At 53.4% G+C, this 20,240-nt stretch carries 16 protein-coding genes and 3 pseudogenes; 13 read left to right on the top strand and 6 right to left on the bottom strand.

The window, feature by feature from the left end:
- Positions 1 to 111: 111 nt before the first annotated feature.
- Positions 112 to 471, bottom strand: a complete 360-nt coding sequence (locus tag V0Z78_RS18080) for a winged helix-turn-helix transcriptional regulator (protein WP_084569086.1) — start codon at positions 469 to 471, stop codon at positions 112 to 114.
- 218 nt (positions 472 to 689) lie between these two features.
- On the opposite strand from V0Z78_RS18080, the gene V0Z78_RS18085 reads away from it, so the two are divergent.
- Positions 690 to 1,478: an NAD(P)-binding domain-containing protein gene (locus tag V0Z78_RS18085; RefSeq protein WP_336346076.1), complete on the top strand. Its 789-nt coding sequence runs from the start codon at positions 690 to 692 to the stop codon at positions 1,476 to 1,478.
- Positions 1,479 to 1,759: 281 nt separating this feature from the next.
- On the opposite strand, the pseudogene V0Z78_RS18090 reads toward V0Z78_RS18085, so the two are convergent.
- From V0Z78_RS18090 to V0Z78_RS18100, 3 genes and pseudogenes are all read right to left on the bottom strand, one after another.
- Positions 1,760 to 2,122 (bottom strand): annotated as a pseudogene (locus V0Z78_RS18090) (transposase); the annotation flags it as partial.
- 176 nt (positions 2,123 to 2,298) lie between these two features.
- Positions 2,299 to 3,384 (bottom strand): hypothetical protein, encoded by a 1,086-nt coding sequence (locus tag V0Z78_RS18095; protein ID WP_336346077.1) that lies wholly within the window; start codon positions 3,382 to 3,384, stop codon positions 2,299 to 2,301.
- A 340-nt stretch (positions 3,385 to 3,724) separates the two neighbouring features.
- A pseudogene (locus tag V0Z78_RS18100) lies at positions 3,725 to 4,189 on the bottom strand (IS5/IS1182 family transposase); the annotation flags it as partial.
- 443 nt (positions 4,190 to 4,632) lie between these two features.
- On the opposite strand from V0Z78_RS18100, the gene V0Z78_RS18105 reads away from it, so the two are divergent.
- The 12 genes and pseudogenes from V0Z78_RS18105 to V0Z78_RS18155 all read left to right on the top strand — a co-directional run bounded on the left by V0Z78_RS18105 (position 4,633) and on the right by V0Z78_RS18155 (position 16,419).
- Positions 4,633 to 5,604: an LLM class flavin-dependent oxidoreductase gene (locus V0Z78_RS18105; RefSeq protein ID WP_336346078.1), complete on the top strand. Its 972-nt coding sequence runs from the start codon at positions 4,633 to 4,635 to the stop codon at positions 5,602 to 5,604.
- Between the two features lie 463 nt (positions 5,605 to 6,067).
- Positions 6,068 to 6,478, top strand: coding sequence for a tyrosine-type recombinase/integrase (locus V0Z78_RS19135; protein ID WP_409338763.1), 411 nt, complete (start codon positions 6,068 to 6,070; stop codon positions 6,476 to 6,478).
- Positions 6,479 to 6,839: 361 nt separating this feature from the next.
- Positions 6,840 to 7,490: a helix-turn-helix domain-containing protein gene (locus V0Z78_RS18110; RefSeq protein ID WP_336346079.1), complete on the top strand. Its 651-nt coding sequence runs from the start codon at positions 6,840 to 6,842 to the stop codon at positions 7,488 to 7,490.
- A 62-nt stretch (positions 7,491 to 7,552) separates the two neighbouring features.
- A complete protein-coding gene (locus tag V0Z78_RS18115; RefSeq protein WP_336346080.1) occupies positions 7,553 to 7,945 on the top strand; it encodes a HalOD1 output domain-containing protein in 393 nt (130 codons plus the stop codon).
- A complete protein-coding gene (locus V0Z78_RS18120; RefSeq protein WP_336346081.1) occupies positions 7,945 to 8,160 on the top strand; it encodes a hypothetical protein in 216 nt (71 codons plus the stop codon). The genes V0Z78_RS18115 and V0Z78_RS18120 overlap by 1 nt, the downstream gene beginning before the upstream one ends.
- A gap of 183 nt (positions 8,161 to 8,343) precedes the next feature.
- Positions 8,344 to 9,009, top strand: a pseudogene (locus V0Z78_RS18125) (universal stress protein); the annotation flags it as partial.
- Positions 9,010 to 9,086: 77 nt separating this feature from the next.
- Complete coding sequence (locus V0Z78_RS18130; protein WP_336346083.1) at positions 9,087 to 10,106, top strand: DHH family phosphoesterase; 1,020 nt, start codon at positions 9,087 to 9,089, stop codon at positions 10,104 to 10,106.
- A 369-nt stretch (positions 10,107 to 10,475) separates the two neighbouring features.
- Entirely contained in the window at positions 10,476 to 12,284 is a 1,809-nt protein-coding gene (locus V0Z78_RS18135) for a formate/nitrite transporter family protein (RefSeq protein ID WP_336346084.1), read from the top strand.
- A 157-nt stretch (positions 12,285 to 12,441) separates the two neighbouring features.
- On the top strand, positions 12,442 to 13,779 hold the full coding sequence (locus V0Z78_RS18140; protein WP_336346085.1) for an outer membrane protein assembly factor BamB family protein: 1,338 nt from the start codon (positions 12,442 to 12,444) through the stop codon (positions 13,777 to 13,779).
- A gap of 1,293 nt (positions 13,780 to 15,072) precedes the next feature.
- Positions 15,073 to 15,258, top strand: coding sequence for an HVO_0649 family zinc finger protein (locus V0Z78_RS18145; protein WP_336346086.1), 186 nt, complete (start codon positions 15,073 to 15,075; stop codon positions 15,256 to 15,258).
- Between the two features lie 181 nt (positions 15,259 to 15,439).
- Positions 15,440 to 15,751 carry a hypothetical protein gene (locus V0Z78_RS18150; protein WP_336346087.1) on the top strand — a complete coding sequence of 104 codons (312 nt, stop codon included), beginning with the start codon at positions 15,440 to 15,442 and terminating at the stop codon, positions 15,749 to 15,751.
- Between the two features lie 386 nt (positions 15,752 to 16,137).
- Positions 16,138 to 16,419, top strand: a complete 282-nt coding sequence (locus V0Z78_RS18155; RefSeq protein ID WP_336345995.1) for a hypothetical protein — start codon at positions 16,138 to 16,140, stop codon at positions 16,417 to 16,419.
- A 943-nt stretch (positions 16,420 to 17,362) separates the two neighbouring features.
- Here V0Z78_RS18155 and V0Z78_RS18160 read toward each other — a convergent pair.
- Together V0Z78_RS18160 and V0Z78_RS18165 are read right to left on the bottom strand one after the other, a co-directional pair.
- Positions 17,363 to 18,622 carry an inorganic phosphate transporter gene (locus tag V0Z78_RS18160; protein WP_336346088.1) on the bottom strand — a complete coding sequence of 420 codons (1,260 nt, stop codon included), beginning with the start codon at positions 18,620 to 18,622 and terminating at the stop codon, positions 17,363 to 17,365.
- A gap of 722 nt (positions 18,623 to 19,344) precedes the next feature.
- On the bottom strand, positions 19,345 to 20,049 hold the full coding sequence (locus V0Z78_RS18165; protein WP_336346089.1) for a DUF2270 domain-containing protein: 705 nt from the start codon (positions 20,047 to 20,049) through the stop codon (positions 19,345 to 19,347).
- Positions 20,050 to 20,240: the final 191 nt, after the last annotated feature.

Genomic DNA, 20,240 nt, shown 5'->3' on the forward strand with positions numbered 1-20,240 from the left:
ATTCAGCAAGGCAATCTATCAATGGCTGGAAGAATGGTCGGAACCACTTCAGACTTTATCACATTGACTTCTAGTCATGTCTCAACTAACGGCTTTGTGAACTACTGAATCTCAGGAACACTCAAGTTGATCTGATCCGTGCCGTTCCATCCATATCTCGAGTCCTCGAAAAACTGGCGTGAGATCGTTTACCATTTCTGTTTCTTCGTATTCTACTCGTGGAGGAATTTCGTCGTACTGTGTCCGTTCAAGAAACCCAACTTCGACAAGTTCATCGAGTCGTCGAGAGAGTGTATTCGGCGAAAGTTCGAGCGAATCTTGGAGTTCGCCGAAACGGATCGACTGCTTGTCTGTAGTGACAATTTCATTGAGAATTGCTAAGGTATGTGCCTTCCCAAGAAGTGAGAAGAGCGTACTCTCATCAACCCCTTCACCCCGTTTTGACCCTTGACTTCCTTTGCCCTCGCTCATAGCACCACTACGAAATTCGTAGTAATAGACGTTCCGAAGAGGAGTATCTTCAGTTGAGGATACTACAGGAGGACCGAGCCACGTACTTCAGGTTTCAATTGAGAGGAGTATGGATCGATAAGTTGATCCCCTCACTTCTACTCTCGGTAGTAGCAACCAGACTCCTAACTTGGTAGCTTTTCACGTCCCCACTCATAGGCTGGAACGGGAGACCATTGATGAAAATCGGAATGATTGGCGCAGGGAATGTCGGGAGTACAGCCGCTCAGAACTTCGTTGAAGCAGGCCACGAGGTTATGATTAGCAATTCTCGGGGACCAGAAACACTCACCGATCTCGTTGACGATCTGGGAAGCAACGCTCATGCGGGGACCGTCTCTGAAGCAGCCGATTTCGGCGAAGTCGTCATGGAGGCGATTCCGTTCAATGCATACAAATCCCTCCCTGCGGACACTCTCAGTGATAAGATCGTTATCAGTGCCTCAAATTATTATCCGGGACGTGACGGACTAACCGACGTAGGAAAGACACATACGGACCTCATTGCGGATCATCTCGAAGACTCAAGAGTCATCAAGGCATTCAATTCTATTTATTGGGAAAACCTCCGAGACGGACAACGGCTTGAGGCCGATCCGGATGATCGTCTTGCGATATTTATCGCTGGGGATGATGATGAGGCGAAAAGTGTAGTTTCGAGTCTTATCGAAGATATTGGATTCACTCCTGTGGATACAGGTCTACTTACTGAGGGAGGCCGTCACATAGAACCGGGTTCGCCGATCTATACTGGCTCACTGACCGCGAGTGAGGCACGGACACGGTTAGCGGCACTCAAAGCGACTGTGGCTGCATATGAAAACGGCTATTACAGCCCCTCGCAGGAAGTCACAATCCAAGAACTAGCTAATGAATTAGACATGAGCGAAGAGTCTCTCTCAGAATATTTTCATCGGGGGCCAGAACAACTCATCAGTCAATATCTTAAGTCATTCCCCTTTAGTTAAGACTCACAAGCTCTCCGGTTGAAGTCTATGCCGTTATGGGATTCACCAGAGCCGAACTGGCCAATGAATTGAATATGAGGAATGATTAATCCCATAACATCTTCGGCAAGGAACGGAGCAACTCATCAATCAATATCTTGATTGAGAACACTATTTCCAGCTACTAAGAGTCAGTGATCATCCAAATTTAACAACTATCGTACAGATTGATGGCTACTCCTGTAACGCTTTCACCTGTACTGAGCGATCCGCGAGTCCCCTGTATTGACCGCTCAGAGTGATCAGTCTACATTATGAATAAGACAGGCGATAGTGAGTTCACGGAACTGTTTCCACCAGCGTCGTGACCGGACGAATGCACCGTACTTCCGCTTGAGCGTTGAGTTGACAGTCTCGGATTGACTCCGCTGGCCGTAGAGATCAGTGTCTAAGCGCGCGTTCCATGCCCGGTGGAGTGACGTGAATTCACGATGCTTAATCAGTGGACGAACCTCGTATTGACGGGCAAGTCGTCTGATTTTCTGATCGTCGTACCCTTTGTCACCGAGAAGGATGTCGATATTCTCGGGATTGCGCTTGATCAACGACGGAGCGATCTGGCTATCGTGTTTTCGTGTTGTCGTCACGTGGAGATCAAGCATTGCGGCCTTGTTGAAACCCTCAGCAATTGATAGGAATCGCGTGCTGAATACAGAGGCGCTATTTAGCACAGCAGCAACGTTCTATTCACACGAATACAGCTGAATCAGCTGCTTGGTCGAGCCTGCAAATTGACCGATACACCGCATGTACATCATTCCGGCAGGGACGTAATACTATATTACGTTTCAGGTTCGTTTTTGAGAACAGTACTGTCGAACGGGAGTTGATGATCGGTTCCGATGACAAACGGGCCTACGGCAGGCGTCCGTTTGGTTACGGATGCTACTCGAAGCACGTAGGCGGTGAGAATGACGTACGGAGTGAGTGCGATCGTATACGCCAGGCTGATGAACACTGCCAGCGGCGACAGCCCCCCGATTGTGACCTCGGGGAAGAGTCCGGTGTCGAGTGCCAGCAATACGTAGGTGATGAAGACAATCACCGGCAACGAAGCGATCAGCAGCATCGTCGAGAGCTCGGAGAATTCTCGTTTGTAATAGAGCGTCTTGAAGTACTCGCGGCTGCTCATCAATTCGTGGAGAGCCGTTCCGAGTTCGTCCATGACGGCTCGATGGTCCTCTGAGAGTTGATCGGCGTAGTTTTCTTGAAGTCGGTAGGTCTGGTGAAGTTGCCACGAACTGTCGTAATCCAGCCCGACGAGTAGTTCGTCTGTGGTCCCGGCCTGTATGTTCTCCAGCGTTCCGATCAATTCTTCGATATTCGTTTCGATATCGAGTTTGAGAGCTGTGACGTCCTGCTGCAGATTCGAGTCGGGATGGTCCGCTACGATCGATTCGAGTTCGTGGGCCTGCTGGTGAATTGCTTGCAGCGTGGCGATGATGATCTGGCCTGGGCGGGCCGGACTCGTCTTGATCTCGTCGTGGGCTACGATTCGACGGCGGAACTCCACCGCGGTCTTGATGCGGTCGTGTTGCTTGCCCAGTGAGGTGAGTTCCTGGCTGACGCCCACCGACGTGACAGCGACGACGATCGAAACGAGCAGGATCACACCACCGAGCAACGTATTGAAGATAGTCTGCACCATCGCCGTCTCGGATACCAATCGCCGATATTCGATCGACCAGACGGCTCCGAACAGGACCAATACGACGAAGACCCCACCGAGCAATACAGCTGTGACGTGCATCCGGTTTCCGTCAAAGAGAAACCATCGTTTGAGGCGAGACTGTTGCGGGCGAGAATACTGGTCGGAATATCTGTCAAGGCGATTGCGAAGGGACTGGAAGCGCAGTTCGTCGTCCATGGTCAGTAGACAGGACCAAGCGATAAAGGGAATTTCCTGGCTGGAAGTACCCACTGAGCGTTTGGGTTCTGTATCCGTGTTCTACATCCCACCTATATTTTAATATATAAATATAAAAATAAAATGCCATGCAGAGTGCGTATATTACAGGAGATTCCCGGTAAGCGCAGCTATTACAAAGTCGTGTGTACTGAGCGATCACTACTCCCGCAGACCAAACAGAATTTCGTGCTGCATTCGCGCCCTGTATCGACCGATTCGAACGGCTGAAGCTTCGTGCGAGATACGCGCTCTGTATTCAGCACGTCTGTTTGAACCTATCACCGCTTGAGGATTTCAACAGAGCCAGAATTGCGTTGACCTTCGCATCGACCAACAACGTCACTTTGAGCTGCTGAATCGTAAGTTCAGCTCGTTTTGTGTAGTGTTTCGAAGCGTGACTGCGGTCGAACCCTGACGCATCAACCCCAACAACTCCGCTTGTCGGAAGTAGCGTCGCTGAGAGAGTCAATAAGATCCGCCACACAGCCATATCAAGTCGATTGAATGCCTTACAGAGCGTTGATGGCGTCGGAAGTTCGGCTAATCCAAGAACTCGGCGGATGCGTGGCATCTCGATCAGTTCGTCAAGCAGGCCACGGTAGGTCGTGTTCTTCCGAACTTTGAGACACAGCAGAACAACGTGCTGCGGGAGTGTATAGCGGTGTTTAGAGAACTTCGAGGAGTATCGAGAGACCGCTCGGCGTGCCAGATGGATCGCCTTCTCAGTAAACCGGAGAATCTGCGACTTCGGGAGGGCCTTCATCTCGTGGAATTACAGGACGAAAATGTAACTCTCTGGGGGTTTCAACAGAGCCGGATTAGTGGAAGTCTTCGTCCTTTCTAACACCGCTGATTATTGACCTATTGAAATCAGCATGATGGATACAGAGGATCGATTCAGCAGACGGTCCAGTGCCGTCGTCTCTTGAACTATCGATCGTTTGTAGGACTGCCTCGCAGTTGTTCTCTTTCAACGGCCATCCAGCTACCGAGTGATACCGATGCGACCCGACTGGGTGGACCGAGTCAGTTGTGGTGCAAATGAGACTATGCTGCTATTGCAGTTCGATACTACGCTCTCGCTGTCGCCCGCGGAGAAAACATCGTTCGCGAAGACGGTCACGGAGTTGGATACGACCGCGGTGGCGACGACACAAGGCCACGTCGCCCGTAGTGTTATTATATCCGGGAATAGGTGATGACACTATGGCATCTGGCCTCCTGATCCCCGAGGATCACGACGACGTTGCAGCGTTCGCCGAACGTGCAGAATCGCTGGGGTACGATTCTCTCTGGGTGACCGAACTGTGGGGTCGAGACGCATTCATAACGCTCACAAACGCCGCAAAACAGACGGAGACGATCGATCTCGGTACAGCAATTGTCAACGTCTACAGTCGCTCGCCCGCTACCTTGGCACAGGCCGCAGCAACCCTCGCTGACGCCGCAGATGGACAGGTCCGGCTTGGATTTGGGACGAGTACCGCCAAAGTTATCACTGATCTTCACGGCATGGCCTTCGACAATCCGCCACGTCGACTCCACGAGACCATCGAACTCGTTAAGTTGTTCCTCAATGGTGGCGACCGAGTGACCTATGACGGACAACTGTTCTCCGTCGCGGACTTTCCATCGCTAGACCAGAACATTCCTCTTTACGCTGCAGCCCTCGGCACGGCGAATCGGCGCGCAACCGGGAGAGTCGCCGATGGCTGGTTGCCTCACAACATTCCCTTCGATCAGTTATCAGAGACATACAGGACCATCGCGGAAACTGCTCGGGAAGCGGGCCGAGATCCGAATGACATTACAGTTTCGCCGTACGTTCCATGCGCGGTAAGCGAGGACGCCGACGAGGCGTATGCGACGATCCGGAACCACCTCGCATACTATCTGGGGAGCAGCGAGGGGTATAAGAACGCTGCCGCACTCTCATTTCCGGATCAGGCCGCCCAAATTTCTGCTGCCTGGCGCGACGGTAACCGCGACGCAGCCCGTAACGCGGTCACCGACGAGATGATGAATCAGTTGGCAATCGTCGGTCGTCCGAGCGAGGCTCGTGAGCAGTTCGAGAGACTGGCTGCGCGTAACGTCGTTGACGACATAATCATCACAATCCCGATTGGTGCGAGCGATAACCTTCGCAAGCGGACTGTTGGGGAACTAGCTCCCGAATAGTTGGGCCATTAGTGAAGAGAATGGCGGCCGCTTCCGGTGGACTCGCGCTTTCGAGGAGAGTGTGACAGTCATACGGACCTCCCTAAGAAGCGAATACAAGATCTGCACACCTATTCGAGAGGCATTCAGCGCAGAAGAGCCGGAAGAAACGAAAGTTGTTTACTGAACTCACCCTCTGTACCTATCGATTCCAACACCCACTTCTTGTATGGCTACCATGCGAAATTCGCGCTCTGTATTCAGCACGCCGATTTCAATAGGTCCGTAACCTGATAATTAGAGAGCACGGGTTTCGCTCATTCGAAGTAGACCACCTTGCCACTAATTATAGTGAGTTGCCGGTTTTGCTGGAAACTCGGCAACTCACCAAGCTATATCACCTGCCGTCTCGACACCGCTTATATACCCAACCGATGACTAAAACCTCGTCAAGAAATCCGGCAACTCAGAAACATATCTCGATCTGGATGCTGAGCCCGGCGAGCTCTACTTACCCAGTAAAATCCAGAAAGGCAATCTAGGGGCTTCCTACCTTGATCTTGCTGATGAGACATGCCAACAGCTCCGTGGGTATCGAAATCGCGTCTGGAAGGATACTAAAGCGGTATTCCCTTCACGCCAGTCCGATCGCATGACCGACCATTCTGTCCAGAATACCGTGACACGAGTTGCAGAGGAAGCAGATATCCGTCCGTATCGGATCGAAGAGGGGCGTGACAAGTCACACGAAGCGTCCCCTCATACGTTCCGCCACTCGATTGCCTTTCGAATGATCCGCCGGGAGAACAAGCGGCTCAAGGATGTCATGCTCCATCTTCGGCATGCGAACTTGCAAACCACAGATGAAGTCTATGGGCACTTCCGCCGGCGATAACGGATTTTTCTAATGGCGGAAACGGCTCTCGAGCAGAACCAATAGGACCGAAAAACCACCTTTCAAAGAGAAGCCTACGCGAGAGCAATCGAGTGCTGGCAATCGGCGCTCCCCACCTGCTGCGCCCCCTTTTTATCCTCGAATCCACTCCCCTCATAGCTTCGATGGTGTTCTAGGGAGAAGAGTACCACCAGTTTATTGGGCCCTGTGGCGAGATGATCTCACGAATTGAATGCCTGTTCGACCAGAAGCCGGCGGGAGCAAAGCTAAGTCATTTCAGTGATCACTTTCATCATGGAAGATCTGACCAACGTCCAACTGGCCGGTCGTATGGAGGACGCCGCTCAGTTTCACTGTTTGTATGGCGATTGAAGCCACATTCACGGCCACCGAGGGCGAATTCCCCTTAGCTGCTGTGTTCAGGGATTTCCCCGGCACGCAAATCGAACTTGATCGCGTTGTTCCCACTGATGGAGCGATTATCCCGTATTTCTGGATCGAAGACGCGGATGTCGCTACTATTGATATGAATAACGTTGCCCATCCCGGAATTCACGATATTCGTGTGATCGATACCGTCCACGGTAATGCGTTCATCCGCATCGACTGGGATTTCGAGTACGAGAGTATCTTAACCGCCATCCTTGAAACGGAAGTGGAACTTATCTCGGCCATTGGAACACAGGCAAAGTGGACGTTCGACATCCGCGCCGAGGAGCAAGAGGCAATCTCCCAGTTCCACACGTACTGCAAAGAGCACGAGATTCCCGTCGAACTGACCCAACTACACGCGCTTTCCTCGTTACGATCAGGGCACGAGTATGATCTGACTGACGCCCAACGAGAGGTATTGATGCTTGCGTATACCCGCGGGTACTATGATTCGCCGCGGCAACTACCGCAACAAGCGCTCGCTGACGAGCTTGGGATTACGAGACAGGCGGTGGCCTCCCGACTCAAACGGGGTACCAGACGCCTTATTGCGAGTACCCTGATTGCTCTGAACGAATGAGTATATAAAAGGATTACACAAGCAATAGTCAGTCTCATCCGCGAAACGACCATAACTCCACTATGGATCAACAGGACTCAACCACCAGTAGAGCGGGTGCCTTTCCACAACAGGCGGTCGTCGACGATGGGGACTATCCCGATCTGCGTATCGAGGATGATCTGCTCGACTCAGCGGACGAGATCGCCTACCACGAGGACGAGAAGGTCTATCGATTAGAGTACGATCCATCGGTCGATACGCCGAGTGAAGCTGTGGTCGCTGCGGTCGCTGCGATGATCCGCACGGATCCGATGGCCCTCGATCCACTCTACTCGGCGATTGATCCGAGTGTGCTCGATGGCCTGTTTGCTACGTCTCCGGCCCATAGACGGCGGGGGCAGATTGTCTTTCGATACAGCGGCTTCGAGATCATGGCGAGCACTCACGGGGTAATCGAGGTGAACCCACGATAATGCATGTAGTGTTCGCCGATATTGAGGGGGTGACGGGAACGATTGCCCCAGATTGGACGATCGAGTATGACGGGGAATTCACCGATACAACTGACGCCGTTGTCTCGAATATGGTTCAAAACGGGAACGCGAGTAGAAGGGATCTCCAACAGCTTATGATGGCTCTCTATCAAGAAGGGCACCTCAAGAAGATCACACTGATCGACGACACGTAACGTCAGGAATCGCTCAGAGGGCAATCGAGAGCAGACCGATGTCATCGGGGGACGATCCCACAGAAGAGCGCTGAGATCGAATCTATATCTGTCTCTAAGCACTTGCACGGTTCATGGCGACAATCGCGGAGATTCACAGGCCCGAACCCCTCTTCGGCGTCGGGAAACCTACCACTCTCGGGACTCGAGGCCACCCGAGAGGACGCCGAGACGTTCGGCGCGCCCGTCGAGACGACGACGATCGTCGCCCACGAGTCGTTCGAGGAAGTCTTCAATGTCGCTCGCCGGACCGGGGCCGACACCGTGGTGATGGGTTGGGGTCGTGATCGTCCCTGGACCGCCGGCCGTGCTGAAGGGGCGATCGACGAACTCGCACACGACCTACCGTGTGATTTTCTCGTGCTCAAGGACCGCGGGCTTGACGTCGACCGAATACTCGTGCCCACTGCAGGTGGTCCGGACTCAGATCTCAGTACCGAGATCGCACGCACGTTACGCGAGCAGTCCGCTTCCGAGATCGCGTTGTTGTACGTCGTTGACGATGAAGACGACCAGGGGGAAGGCAAGACGTTCCTCACTGAATGGGCCGCAAGCCACGACTTAGAGGATGCAGAAGTATTAATCGACGACTCGGGCGATGTTGAAAGTGCAATCACTCGCGCTGTGAAAGACCGGACACTGGGGATCATCGGCGCGACCGAGCGTGGGCTGCTCTCGCGGTTACTTAGAGGGTCACTGGCCTACGATGTGGTCGAGGATGTCGAGTGCTCGGTACTACTGGCTGAACGCCCCTTGACACGCTCGCTTCACGAGCGGCTGTTCGGCTCTGGTACCGACGACAACGATTAATCAATCTACCCATTGACATACTGTTCAGGGTCTGCTTGCCTCACTCTTCTAAGTATATCGCGGTCATAGAATACAGAATGAGTCGAGCCCAGCAACTCCACGAACTGCTTGCCGATGGCAGCGAGATCAACATCGTCTGTCACAATAACCCCGATCCGGATTGTCTCGCCAGTGCGCTCGCATTGGGTCGAATTGCGTCCGAAGCTGGTATTGATGCGCATCAAATCCTCTACAGTGGCGATATTTCCCATCAGCAAAACCGGGCATTCGTCAATCTGCTCGATATCGACCTCAACCGATTTGAACCTACGGCCGTCCAGGATCGACCTGCAGATTCGTTGCTTGCATTCGTCGATCATGCCATTCCAGGCGCGAACAACGATGTTCCGCAGGGGACTCCCGTGGACATCGTAATCGACCATCATCCTGCCGAGGATATTGATGCCCGGTTCGTCGACCATCGGGAGGATATCGGGGCCGCTGCGACCATTCTCACGGAGTACGTCCGTGCCCTCGACATCGAGCCCGATACCGCACTTGCGACGGCCCTCCTGTTTGCCATTCGTCGTGAGACTCTCAACTTCCTTCGTGGAGCGACCCGCGAGGAGTACGATGCAGCGGGATATCTTCATGAGTACGTGGATCAGGATCTGCTCCGACAGCTGTCGACCCCGTCAGTTACTGGCGCAACTCTCGATGCTATCGCGACTGCGATCAGTAACCGAATGATACGATCGGCGGTGCTTATTACGCATGTCGGCCGGACAACTGAGCGAGATGCACTCCCGCAAGCCGCCGATTATCTCGCAACGCTGGAAGGCGTCGAGACGGTCATCGTCTTCGGTATCGCCCACGATTCCATTCACCTCAGTGCACGATCGCCGGACCCACGCATTCACGTCGGTGACGTGCTCCGAGAAGCGTTCAAGGACGTCGGAAGTGCCGGTGGCCACCACGATTCGGCAGGCGGTGAGATCCCGTTGGGTATCTTTGCTGATTACACGACTGACGGCGAACAGTTACTTGACATCGTTGAACGGGTTATTACCGATCGTCTCATCGCAGAACTCGGTCTTGAGGATGAGTCGACGGATTGACCCTCTTTATTCATCCCCACCCAAACACCCTATAGCTAATCTGGTCTTAAGGTCCCAAGTGGATTCTGAGCCCGACATCTTCCGGATACGGTAGTGTACGTTCCAGCCGAATCTCTCGACCTGACTGTCCAACACAAGCTAGTTTCTCATCATGACTGAGAGACGATGAATACGATCGTAACGCTTCTTCTTGCCGCAAGGGGCCAGCAGAACCGAACGGAATCCAGTAATGATACTCGATAGTATGTACAGTGTGGATTCTTACTCTACTCACCCTTCTCAATCATTCTTCAGGAAAGGATGTACGGTTGTAGTAGTTCACCCTGGGAAAAGCCAATACCTTAGTCACTCTGGGGAATCAGTCCAGCAATGGCTGATCCCAACCGATCAGATGGATCAGAGAAAGTACGAGATGCCGTTGAACGATCTAGAAGCGGGGCTCCTGCAGCAGGAGCGGTGATTCGAGATCGATTTTCAGCCGATGAGGTGTTCCAACGCATCGTTGCCGCTGCAGACGAGGAACTCACCTCAGGCAAGCGAGAACTCCTCTTTAGCGCTATCGCAGCTGGGTTCGCGATCTCAATTACTGTCTTACTCACGGCTAATCTGACTGCAACAACAAATGAACATCCAGTGCTCAGTGCGTTGTTGTATCCACTGGGATTTATCTACATCATCATTGGCGGCTACCAGCTGTATACCGAAAACACACTACCACCAGTGGCGCTCACCCTTGAGCGACTAGCCAGCATCCCATCACTGTTTCGTCATTGGTCGATCGTCCTCACCGGTAACTTTATCGGCGGCGTCATCGGTGCTGCGGTACTCGCGTGGGGAGGTGTATTTTCCCCTGAGGCGGCAACTGCGGCGATCCATCTCGGCGAACACGGTGTTGAGACACCGTGGTGGAGCGTATTCTTTAAAGCTACTTTCGCAGGACTGATCGTGGCTGGTGTCGTCTGGGTTGAGTATGCAACCCAGGATACGATCTCCCGGGTTGTGGTCGTGTATCTAGCCTTTCTCGCAATTCCGATTGGGAATCTGTTTCACGTGGTTACGTCTTTCACCGAGATGTTCTACGTGGTCTTCGCCGGCGAACTCTCTGTCGTCACGGGAATGATCGAATTCGTCCTGCCAGTGTTGCTAGGCAACACGATTGGCGGGATTACGCTGGTGACCGTCGTCAACTACTTCCAGACGAGCGAGCGCCGCCTCGATTCCATTCGCTTGGAAGGGACCGATCGCCAGCTCTCCATCCGAGAATGGATGCTTGGTGGACTTGCCGGTCAATCCTACGTTCCTGTGATCGACACTACTGGTTCTCTCGTGTTTGAGGACTCAAACTATCGGTTGTTGGTTCCTATCGCGAATCCCCGTACCGAATCACGACTTGTTGATCTGGCCTGTACCCTTGCTAGTCAGAAGGAATCCGCAGTGGTCCATGTCGTCCATATCGTCCAAACGCCAAGTCACATTTCCCACCAATATCATGCGGGACAGCATCACCAGATCGTCGACGAATCCGATCGGTTACTCGAGAACGTCCGTGAGCAGATCAGTCAGTATGATGTCGAATATGAGACTTCAACAGTCGTTTCGCCACGGTCATTTGAAGAGATTTTCAGCATCGCAAAGCGCAATCAAACGGATCTGGTAGTGATGGAGTGGGGCAATAATCAACTCTGGAATGCAGCTCGTACCGACCGGCCGCTCAATGAGTTAACCAGTCAGCTTTCGTGTGATTTTCTCGTCTTCAGAAACCGAGGTTACGATACGTCACGGATTCTCCTCCCAATTGCTGGAGGGCCCGATTCTGATCTCAGCGGTGAGATCGCACGAACGCTTCAGTCGACTGTTGGATCGGAGATCACTTTGTTACACATTGTTGATGGGGCCGAAAACCGTGATGCTGGTGAGCAATTTATCAGTAATTGGGCTGCTGAGCACGAGTTACAGGATGCCACTATCACAGTCGATGATTCTGGGGATGTTGAAGCTGCAATTGGCCGCGAAGCTACTAATCACACGATGCTCATTATTGGCTCGATTGAGCGAGGACTACTCTCACGACTGGTGACCAGCACACTTTATTTCGACGTGATTGATGAGATCGACTGCTCAGTGCTGTTGGTTGAGCGCCCGACAAAACGGAGTCTCTTCCGTCGATTATTCCAATAATGTCAAATTATAAGAGATCGAATTGATGAATATCGTGAAGAATCCGATACGACAGAATAACGTCAATTACGTAGCAGGGCTTACGCGAGTCCATCGATCCAGTCTGCGGGGTTGACGCCTACTTAGTTTATCTCCTCAGAGAGCGATAGAAGCTCTAATGGATACTACTTCGCCCAGTCAGCTATTCGATGTGAGTCCAACCCGGCGCAAATTCTTACTGGCAGCCGGAGCGGTCACCGTCAGTAGTCTGTTCGCCTCGACAGCAACAGCGACACACTCGGATCAGGGGGTTCGTGCTGTCTCTCAGGGGACGTCCTCAGCAGCGACTGAGACAGCCTGGCCACAACAGCGGTACAACGGGGCACATACCGGGTATCATCCAACTGCCCAGGGACCACGAACCGGTCTCGAAGAACGGTGGCGATTCGAGGCCAATACAACAGTCGATCCCGTCGTTAGCGATAACGTTGTCTATGCGAGTGGACAGGTACCCGATTCGGATACCGACGAGCCTCCTGCGGGGCTGTACGCGCTGGATGCCACCGATGGAACACCCCGCTGGATAGTTGATCCTGAGATGGAAGTAGATGCACTCGCTGTTGACGATAGACACGTCTATGCAAGCGGTGGCTCGCTTCGAGCGTATTCCCGGTCGGACGGTAGTATTCAATGGACGAATCCGATCTCGACAGCCGCACCGTTGACGACTGGCGGGATCGTGTTACTTGGGCGCCGACTCTACGTCACGGATCAAGAGACGGTCTCTAGCATTAACACCGCTTCCGGCACAGTCATCTGGCAACGGACACTCGGGAGCCGTCTTACCCCTCCAGCAGTAGATGGAAAGTGTGTCTATGTCGGCCGGGTTGCCGGTGAGGGGGGATTGGATCGAACGGTACTAGCTCTGGGCATCCAGACCGGGCGTGTCCAATGGGAACAACGACTCGATCCGCCGTTTGCTTCCGAGGCGAATATCGAAGGTCCGCCTGTCGTCGCCAACGGTCGAGTCTATCTCCGCATCACAGCTGGTGGTGAAGAGGACGTTCTTCGCGCCCCGATCTACAGTCTCGTTTCACTCGACAGAGCAACTGGTGAGGACGTACAGCGAGTGAGTACTGAGGCTGGGTTCGACTTGTTGCCGATCGCTGCAGGCGATGGCCGGATCTATACGACAGCAGTCGATTACGATATGGTTCCCGTTCTGGCTGGTAGTGAAGCTGATGGAACGGGTGGCTGGTCGATCTCCGAATACTCGATGGATTTCGGCGTCTCGACGGCGCCAGTCGTCGCCAACGACGTGCTCTACGTCGGCGCTCATTCGGACGCGTTTGGGGTCGAGACCGATGCGCTCTATGCGATCGAGGCGTCGACTGGCACACTCATCGCGACACTCGATCTACCGATCACGAGGAATCCCGTTGTCGTTGAAGGGAGTGTCTATGTGATTTCAGATGGGGTTCTCTATGCGATTGGGGAGCCAACCACCGAGGAATGAGCAACTCACACGCATCTACTCGGGTCCATTAGAACGCCGAGCCAGCCGTTGACCAGGCTGAACTGCGTTCGATGGCTACCACTCGGTGTGAGCAGGTTACCTTGTGCAACAGCCGGTTTTCCTGAATCGGATTCGTTGCACAAGGTAGTATGCGATCAACTCTCATCGGAGCCTTCAGAGCCATCATCACCTACGGACCGAACGCCCATATCGATCCCGGCACTAAAGATAGAGAGAACAGCAATGTCGATCGATCGCGAGACGTTCGAACGCGCGACGGAGAACGAACTACGAGACGTTTCGGTGCCAGACCAAGTTAGGCCAATACGGCCGTCCACCGGCGAACGCCCAGCATCTCGTTGACGGCGAGGTACACCACTGTCAGGAGGACTACCGTCGGGAGTGGGGCCACGATTGCACTGGCGAGGACGAACAACAAGACGAGCACTGTCCCGGCGACGACACCGGGGACATGCTACCGGAGAATCTGCGTCCACCGACGTCCAGCTCAAGAAGCGACGAGGAACGAAACTCGTGGTCGTTGATCCGGAGGCCGCCACGAGATATGCGGCTCATCACGATCGTTGTAATAGGGAGAAGAGTCCGACCACTCCGGCAGGCGTGATATCAAGCGAGTAACGTGCCACCGACGAGAATAGTCCGCGAAAGCGAACCACGGAAGCAAGGCAGTAGTAGCAGCAGGGATGGAGGGAGTTCCTTGGTTATAGTACTACTGTGGATGAAACCGAAGTCAGCGAGGTTTGCTTTGAGAGCATATCACAGCACAGTGTGATTAATCAGACACTGCCTTGTGCAACACCCCCCTCCTCTTTTCAACAGCGAATGTTGTACAAGGTCGCTGATCGGTGGTCGGGACAACACCGCCAGTATACGTATGGTCTGGGAGGATAATGTGAAGCTATGAACCGCGGTTCGAACACATCGCTTCCTGATCGGGTAGCGAATATGTCTATAAGGGGGATGATCATAACGATACTGATCCTCTTAGCGCTGATCGCACTCCTCGTACTGATCGCGACGGTGATCGCTCAGAACGCTGACCTAGGAGACGGTGGGATCGGATGGATCGCGTGGCTGGGAGTCCTCTATAGAACTGATTAGAATCGATCGAGCTTTCCACACCAGTACGACTGATGTTGATCGTGGTATTTGTATGGAATATCTACTGCTATCTTCCAGTTCTTCGTCGGTTAGTCATCGATAATTGCTCCACTGTCGTCGTCCTCAGAGATCGGCTCAACTCTTATTTCGACATGGTACTAAGTGAGTCATATGTCAACATCCTTCGAACGAGTCCGACGGCGCTACGAAACAACTGAGAAAAAATGTCCAACGTGTGGGTACATTGATAAAGAGGGAAACTGGACAAGCGAGACAGACGGCCAGCAGATCGTCTATCACCATACCTGCCCGAGTTGTGATACCAACCGTGAACACACGTTCACCTTCACCAGATAGATGCCTCATCGTTATCAGTTGCACAGATGATCACGCAGCCCGATCACACCATGTAGAGTTGCGTGTCGATTTGCTGCGAACCATCTCCACAGAGTGGACATCCATCCATTGAGGGACTCTTCGTGGCTTACCACGACAGTTACTACCCCTTGGCATGAAGTCCCACACGCAGGTGAGACAAATGAGCGAGACCAACGATGAGGCGGAAGATCCAACAACCGTCTACTTCACTGACGGAACAGCGACAGCCTACAGCGTCGTCATCAGGCAGTACGACTCGGACTGGCTGTATGCATTGCGTCCGGATACACCCGCGAATCATTGCGTGCTGAACACGGAGAACGTGACCCGCATTGAAGCCCAAACCGTAATCTCAGTCGAGGAAGGCGTCAGCTACTGCGACTTTGATTGGCGGGACCGGGTTGAGACACTCGCCAACCAGGATCTCTGGATTGCCGCACAGGAGAATATCACCGAGCGTGGACAAGAGTAACACCCCTCCGACGTGGTATCAAACTGCACAAGCACGGTAGTGGGGTACTGGCTCCACATCCATCGCTCCATCCATACCTATCTCCGTCGCCTCCGGGTGCTCGCACGGAACAAGATAAAGCACCAGTCATGCGCGTTCCTGCGTGTCTATCTATTCTGGCTTCTCTCTATCATTGGATTTGCTTGAATTCCAACGCCACACATTACCGATCTATTGAGATCGGCGTGTTGAAGACAGCGGACGGACACTGCATGGCGACACGCTTTATTTCACGTCGCCAACCTGATTTACCCCAGAGAACCTGCGTACTGATCGGTCCACTGGTCAGAAGCGTGTTCGGGTGCTAGATGCGAACAACTAACATCGTATCTCTCGTCTGATCGGCTATGACGGAGGATACAGCCCCAGTGCAAGTCTGGTTGGTTGAACGGATGTTTGCTGAAGACAAGTCGAACCTCATCGTACTCGTGTATGCGACAACTGACGGTGAACGGTACACGATGAAGGAGCACGCCATTACGGGCATCTCCAAAACGCATCTTACGACCGCTGCGGTTGAGGTTGACCCAGACGATCTTGACCCAGTTGGCGAGGAAACGTTGCAAAATCAGTACGCGACTGAGGCGACGCGGATGGCGAACGTACACGATCCAGACGATCCGATTTAGGCGCTTCGTCCCTAGTGAAGACTGCCGAGGTGTGCTATTGCTTCAGACGAGCGCTCGATTTCTGACTCAGCGGGAGAAGACGTCATTGGTCCGACCCTTATAAACCACGGCCGATCTTCCCCGAGGAATCACGAAAATCAGGCGCTCATCTCAGTCAGTCAGGTGCGACTTCTCACTCCGAAGAAGGAGGCAGCGATCTACCTGTCCTGGTGTGGCCCTGTTGTCCTCCCTAAGGCCCCGTTCACGTCCCGTTCCTACACGCTGACAGCCCTTCATCCCCAACCGGGGAGTTCAGGCCATCCTCCCATAGATGCCTCTCACATCCTCGCTCTGCCCTGTTGGGTGTGAGTGAGTGGTTGAGGTTGCCCTGGTCTGTCGCCTCGCTATGGGCCTGCTAGGCCCCTCTCCGTCGATCGGGTGGAGACGAGTAGCTCTGTTGAAACCCTCAGATCGTGACAAGAATGGACTGTGAATATAGAGGACGTATTCAGCAAATCGGTAACGATAGGGTACAGCGTTAACGGTAGGATTCGTGGCCAACAATAATAGCCTGTGTTCTTGTTACACTATACTATGGTCAAATGTGCTCGATGCGGCCGTGATGTGGATGAAGTTCAAAGCATCTCGCCAGATGTTATCACGAAAGAACTAATCGACTCAATTGATCACGGCGAAGAAGCCGTTGCCGGGGAGAGTGGTATAGAAGTTTGTGCCGAGTGTATGGATGAACTGAAGGGAGACTGAAAACGAAGCGTGGTATCGTTACTGACGATTTCAGCACGATCTGGATTACAAGATTCGCGCCCTGTATCTTGCACACCCCAAATCGCTTTTCCGCTATTCTGTCAGATAGCGCGTGACTGACGCAGAGAGTGCATTCGGCAGCTGGTGGTAATACGTTGCGCATCTAGAGACGAACGAACCATCATTTTATGCACATCTCTTAGGCGAGGAGTGAAAACAAGGCATAGGATCCCACGACCGCCATCGTCGGCGTAATGACCCAGAGCGTCACGATGCGAGCTGACGCTGCGGGGTCGAACAGACTTTCGGCGGACAGTTCCTTCGGGTCTTTCTCGCCAATGCTAGACACACGATCCCCGGATGAGTGCTGCCTGTCCGGGCCAGGAATCTCGCCTTCAGCGAGTTCGCCCACAGTCGGGCTCGCAGCGACCCCCTCGTCGCCCTCAACTGGAGGGAGTTTGAGCGCACCAGTCGTAATCTTTGGAGCGGGTTCATCAGCAGGAGACTGTTTGACTATTTCCGCGAGCGTCCGGGCTCGGCTTGCACGGCCCCACCCGAGCCCAATGATGCAACTGGTCGTGCTCACGGCGAGACTGGCTGGAATTCCGAGCCACGATAGGACGGTGATGATCGTCGCACCCACGGTCGAAACGATAAGCGCTGCTAGAATCGGCATATTAGTAACATCGTTGCCAACGGTTGCCAGCGTCCGCCGGGCAATCGTGAAGCCGCCCACGCTGATGGCCCCGACCGCGAGGAGAATCGCCTGGCTGGGGTTGAGGGAACCGTTGCCGACGAGCGGGGCGACTGCGTTCGCCGCGTTCGAGGCTCCGGCGCTGAACCCCATGTAGCAGGCAATTGCCACCACAAGCGCCGACCCGATTAGATCCCGAGGTGCCACGTTATCGTTGACCGATAGTCGTGGGAGCCTCCCCTGGGTATCGATTGCGATCAACGGGTTCATGAGTCGACCAAATGCGAATTTGGCGTCGAGATGCGGGTACAGATATCTGCCGATAAACGCACCTGTGAACACGGCAATCAGCGGGGCGACGATCCATGCCGACAGGATGGTAAACATCAGCGCAGCGTTGAGCGTCCCCGTTGCTAATCCGAGTCCGACGATTGCTCCGACGGCTGTCATCGAGGTTGACGCCGGGACACCGTAGAGGTTCGAGATCAGGAGTGCGAGCCCGGTAAAAAAGAGGACGCCAACGCTCGCTGCGGGTGTAAAGGCTGCTGCATCGACGATTTCGGTACTCATCGTCGTGATGACCTTCCGCCCAATCGTCCACGCTCCGAGGAACGCGAACACGGTAAACAGTGCTCCGGCGGTGACTTTTCTGACGGCCCGGCTGCCGACCGCCGGACCGAAGGCAACACCGGTTGATGACCCTCCGATATTATACCCGACGAACACTGCCACCAGCAACCCCAAGAGAATCAGTAATTCTGCCACGTGTCTGCGTTCGGTTTGCACGCGAAAAAAGTGCCGTTTCACTGCTAAACTGCTGGCTACGACCGATAGATTCAGTAACACGGGGATCTAGTAATTCACAACTGAAGTCCCACTAGTCTCTACCAATGCGTCTCCACACGGGTTGCCCAAAGATCGGTGACCGATATGCGCATTGTATTCAGCACGTCACTTCTATCAACCATCGAGAGTTCCAGTACGGCCAATTGTTCTCCTACTTCTCACTCTACTACAATCCGGGAGTGTGCTATTGATTCAGACGAGTGCTCGATTTGCTGGCTACCGAACGTATCATCGATAAAGGTGGAGTTATGTTTCAGTGACCGCCCCTATTTACAGACAACTTGAATACGTAATCATCAGTAATCGACCTTGTCTTAAATCGGGGGTTTATCTGAAGAAATGGCATAGTACCGAGAGAACGTCGGGAGAGGCTGCTCCCTACGGCCCTGAAACGGTCGTAATGGGTGGGTTTCGGTCCATGGAACGGGTATAGCAAGTCCCGACGGAAAGCGACACGAGAGTACACACCACTGACCCCGAGGAGGGCTTCGATGGTGTTCTCTGTCTTTCTTCACGCCGGAACCACTACATATTAACTATAATTAAGTAATTATTTAACACTATTGTACGATTTGGGATATGTTGAAATGCAGGTACTCGTCGGACGGAGTAGCGCACTGTCAACTGGACTAGTCTGGTGATCACTTCCATTCGCCGGCGTCCACCTCGCTAAATTCACCTTTCGCATAGCGGGGGTGGGGCCAGAACGTGACTGCGATTGCTACAATATAAAACATGCCAACGGCAGCGAGGATAACGATACCAGGAAGGGAGCCGAGCGCAGCAACCTCCGAGACCGGCCCCGAAGACAACACAGTGATACGGAAGATCCACCCAGCGAGCAGAACCGCGAAGAGTGCGAGATACACGCGCCGAAGCCGGTGACTGAGTGCACTTCGGTACGGGACTTTTAGTGTCGGGTTGCGGAGATCGTCACTCAATTCCTCTCGCCAGTCGTCGTGTTCAACACCAGAGGACGGATCAAGAGCGTTCGCGAACAGGTTTTCTTGGAGTAATCGGATGCGGGCGCGATACACGTCGTAATCTTGGTACCGACGGGCTTCGATTCCGAGGAATATAGCGACAATCACCATCCCGGCCAGCAGAACAGCATGAGAGGTGCCGCTTGATGCAAACGCGTAGGTGAGGATCGCGGCGATAACCGTGACGGCCCACTTGGTTGATTCATCAAGTCGTTGTCGCCACGTAGTTTCGCGATCCATCTCTCCGCGGTAGAAGTGTGCCATGACCGAACCAAGCCCCGTGCTTTGATCGACCATTTCGCGGCCGATCTCGCGTTGGTCACGTGCCTCTGGGTCGAATTCGTCTGAATTTGAGGGTGTCATACTCTCTATTTGCGGTAAGATCCCTTAACTGAGAGGTGAGCTGTCTTTTTCTCCTGCCATCGGTAGTGGGACAGATTGATCTGGTCTCGCGGTGGCGATACTCACACTCTTCTGTCTCTGCTGATCCTCTAACTCCCTGGAACAGCGCCAAGAATGAGTCTACAAATAGGCTGGATATTTAGTTGATAGTT

The sequence above is a fragment of the Halalkalicoccus sp. CG83 genome (assembly GCF_037081715.1).
GTDB classification, from domain to species: Archaea; Halobacteriota; Halobacteria; order Halobacteriales; family Halalkalicoccaceae; genus Halalkalicoccus; species Halalkalicoccus ordinarius.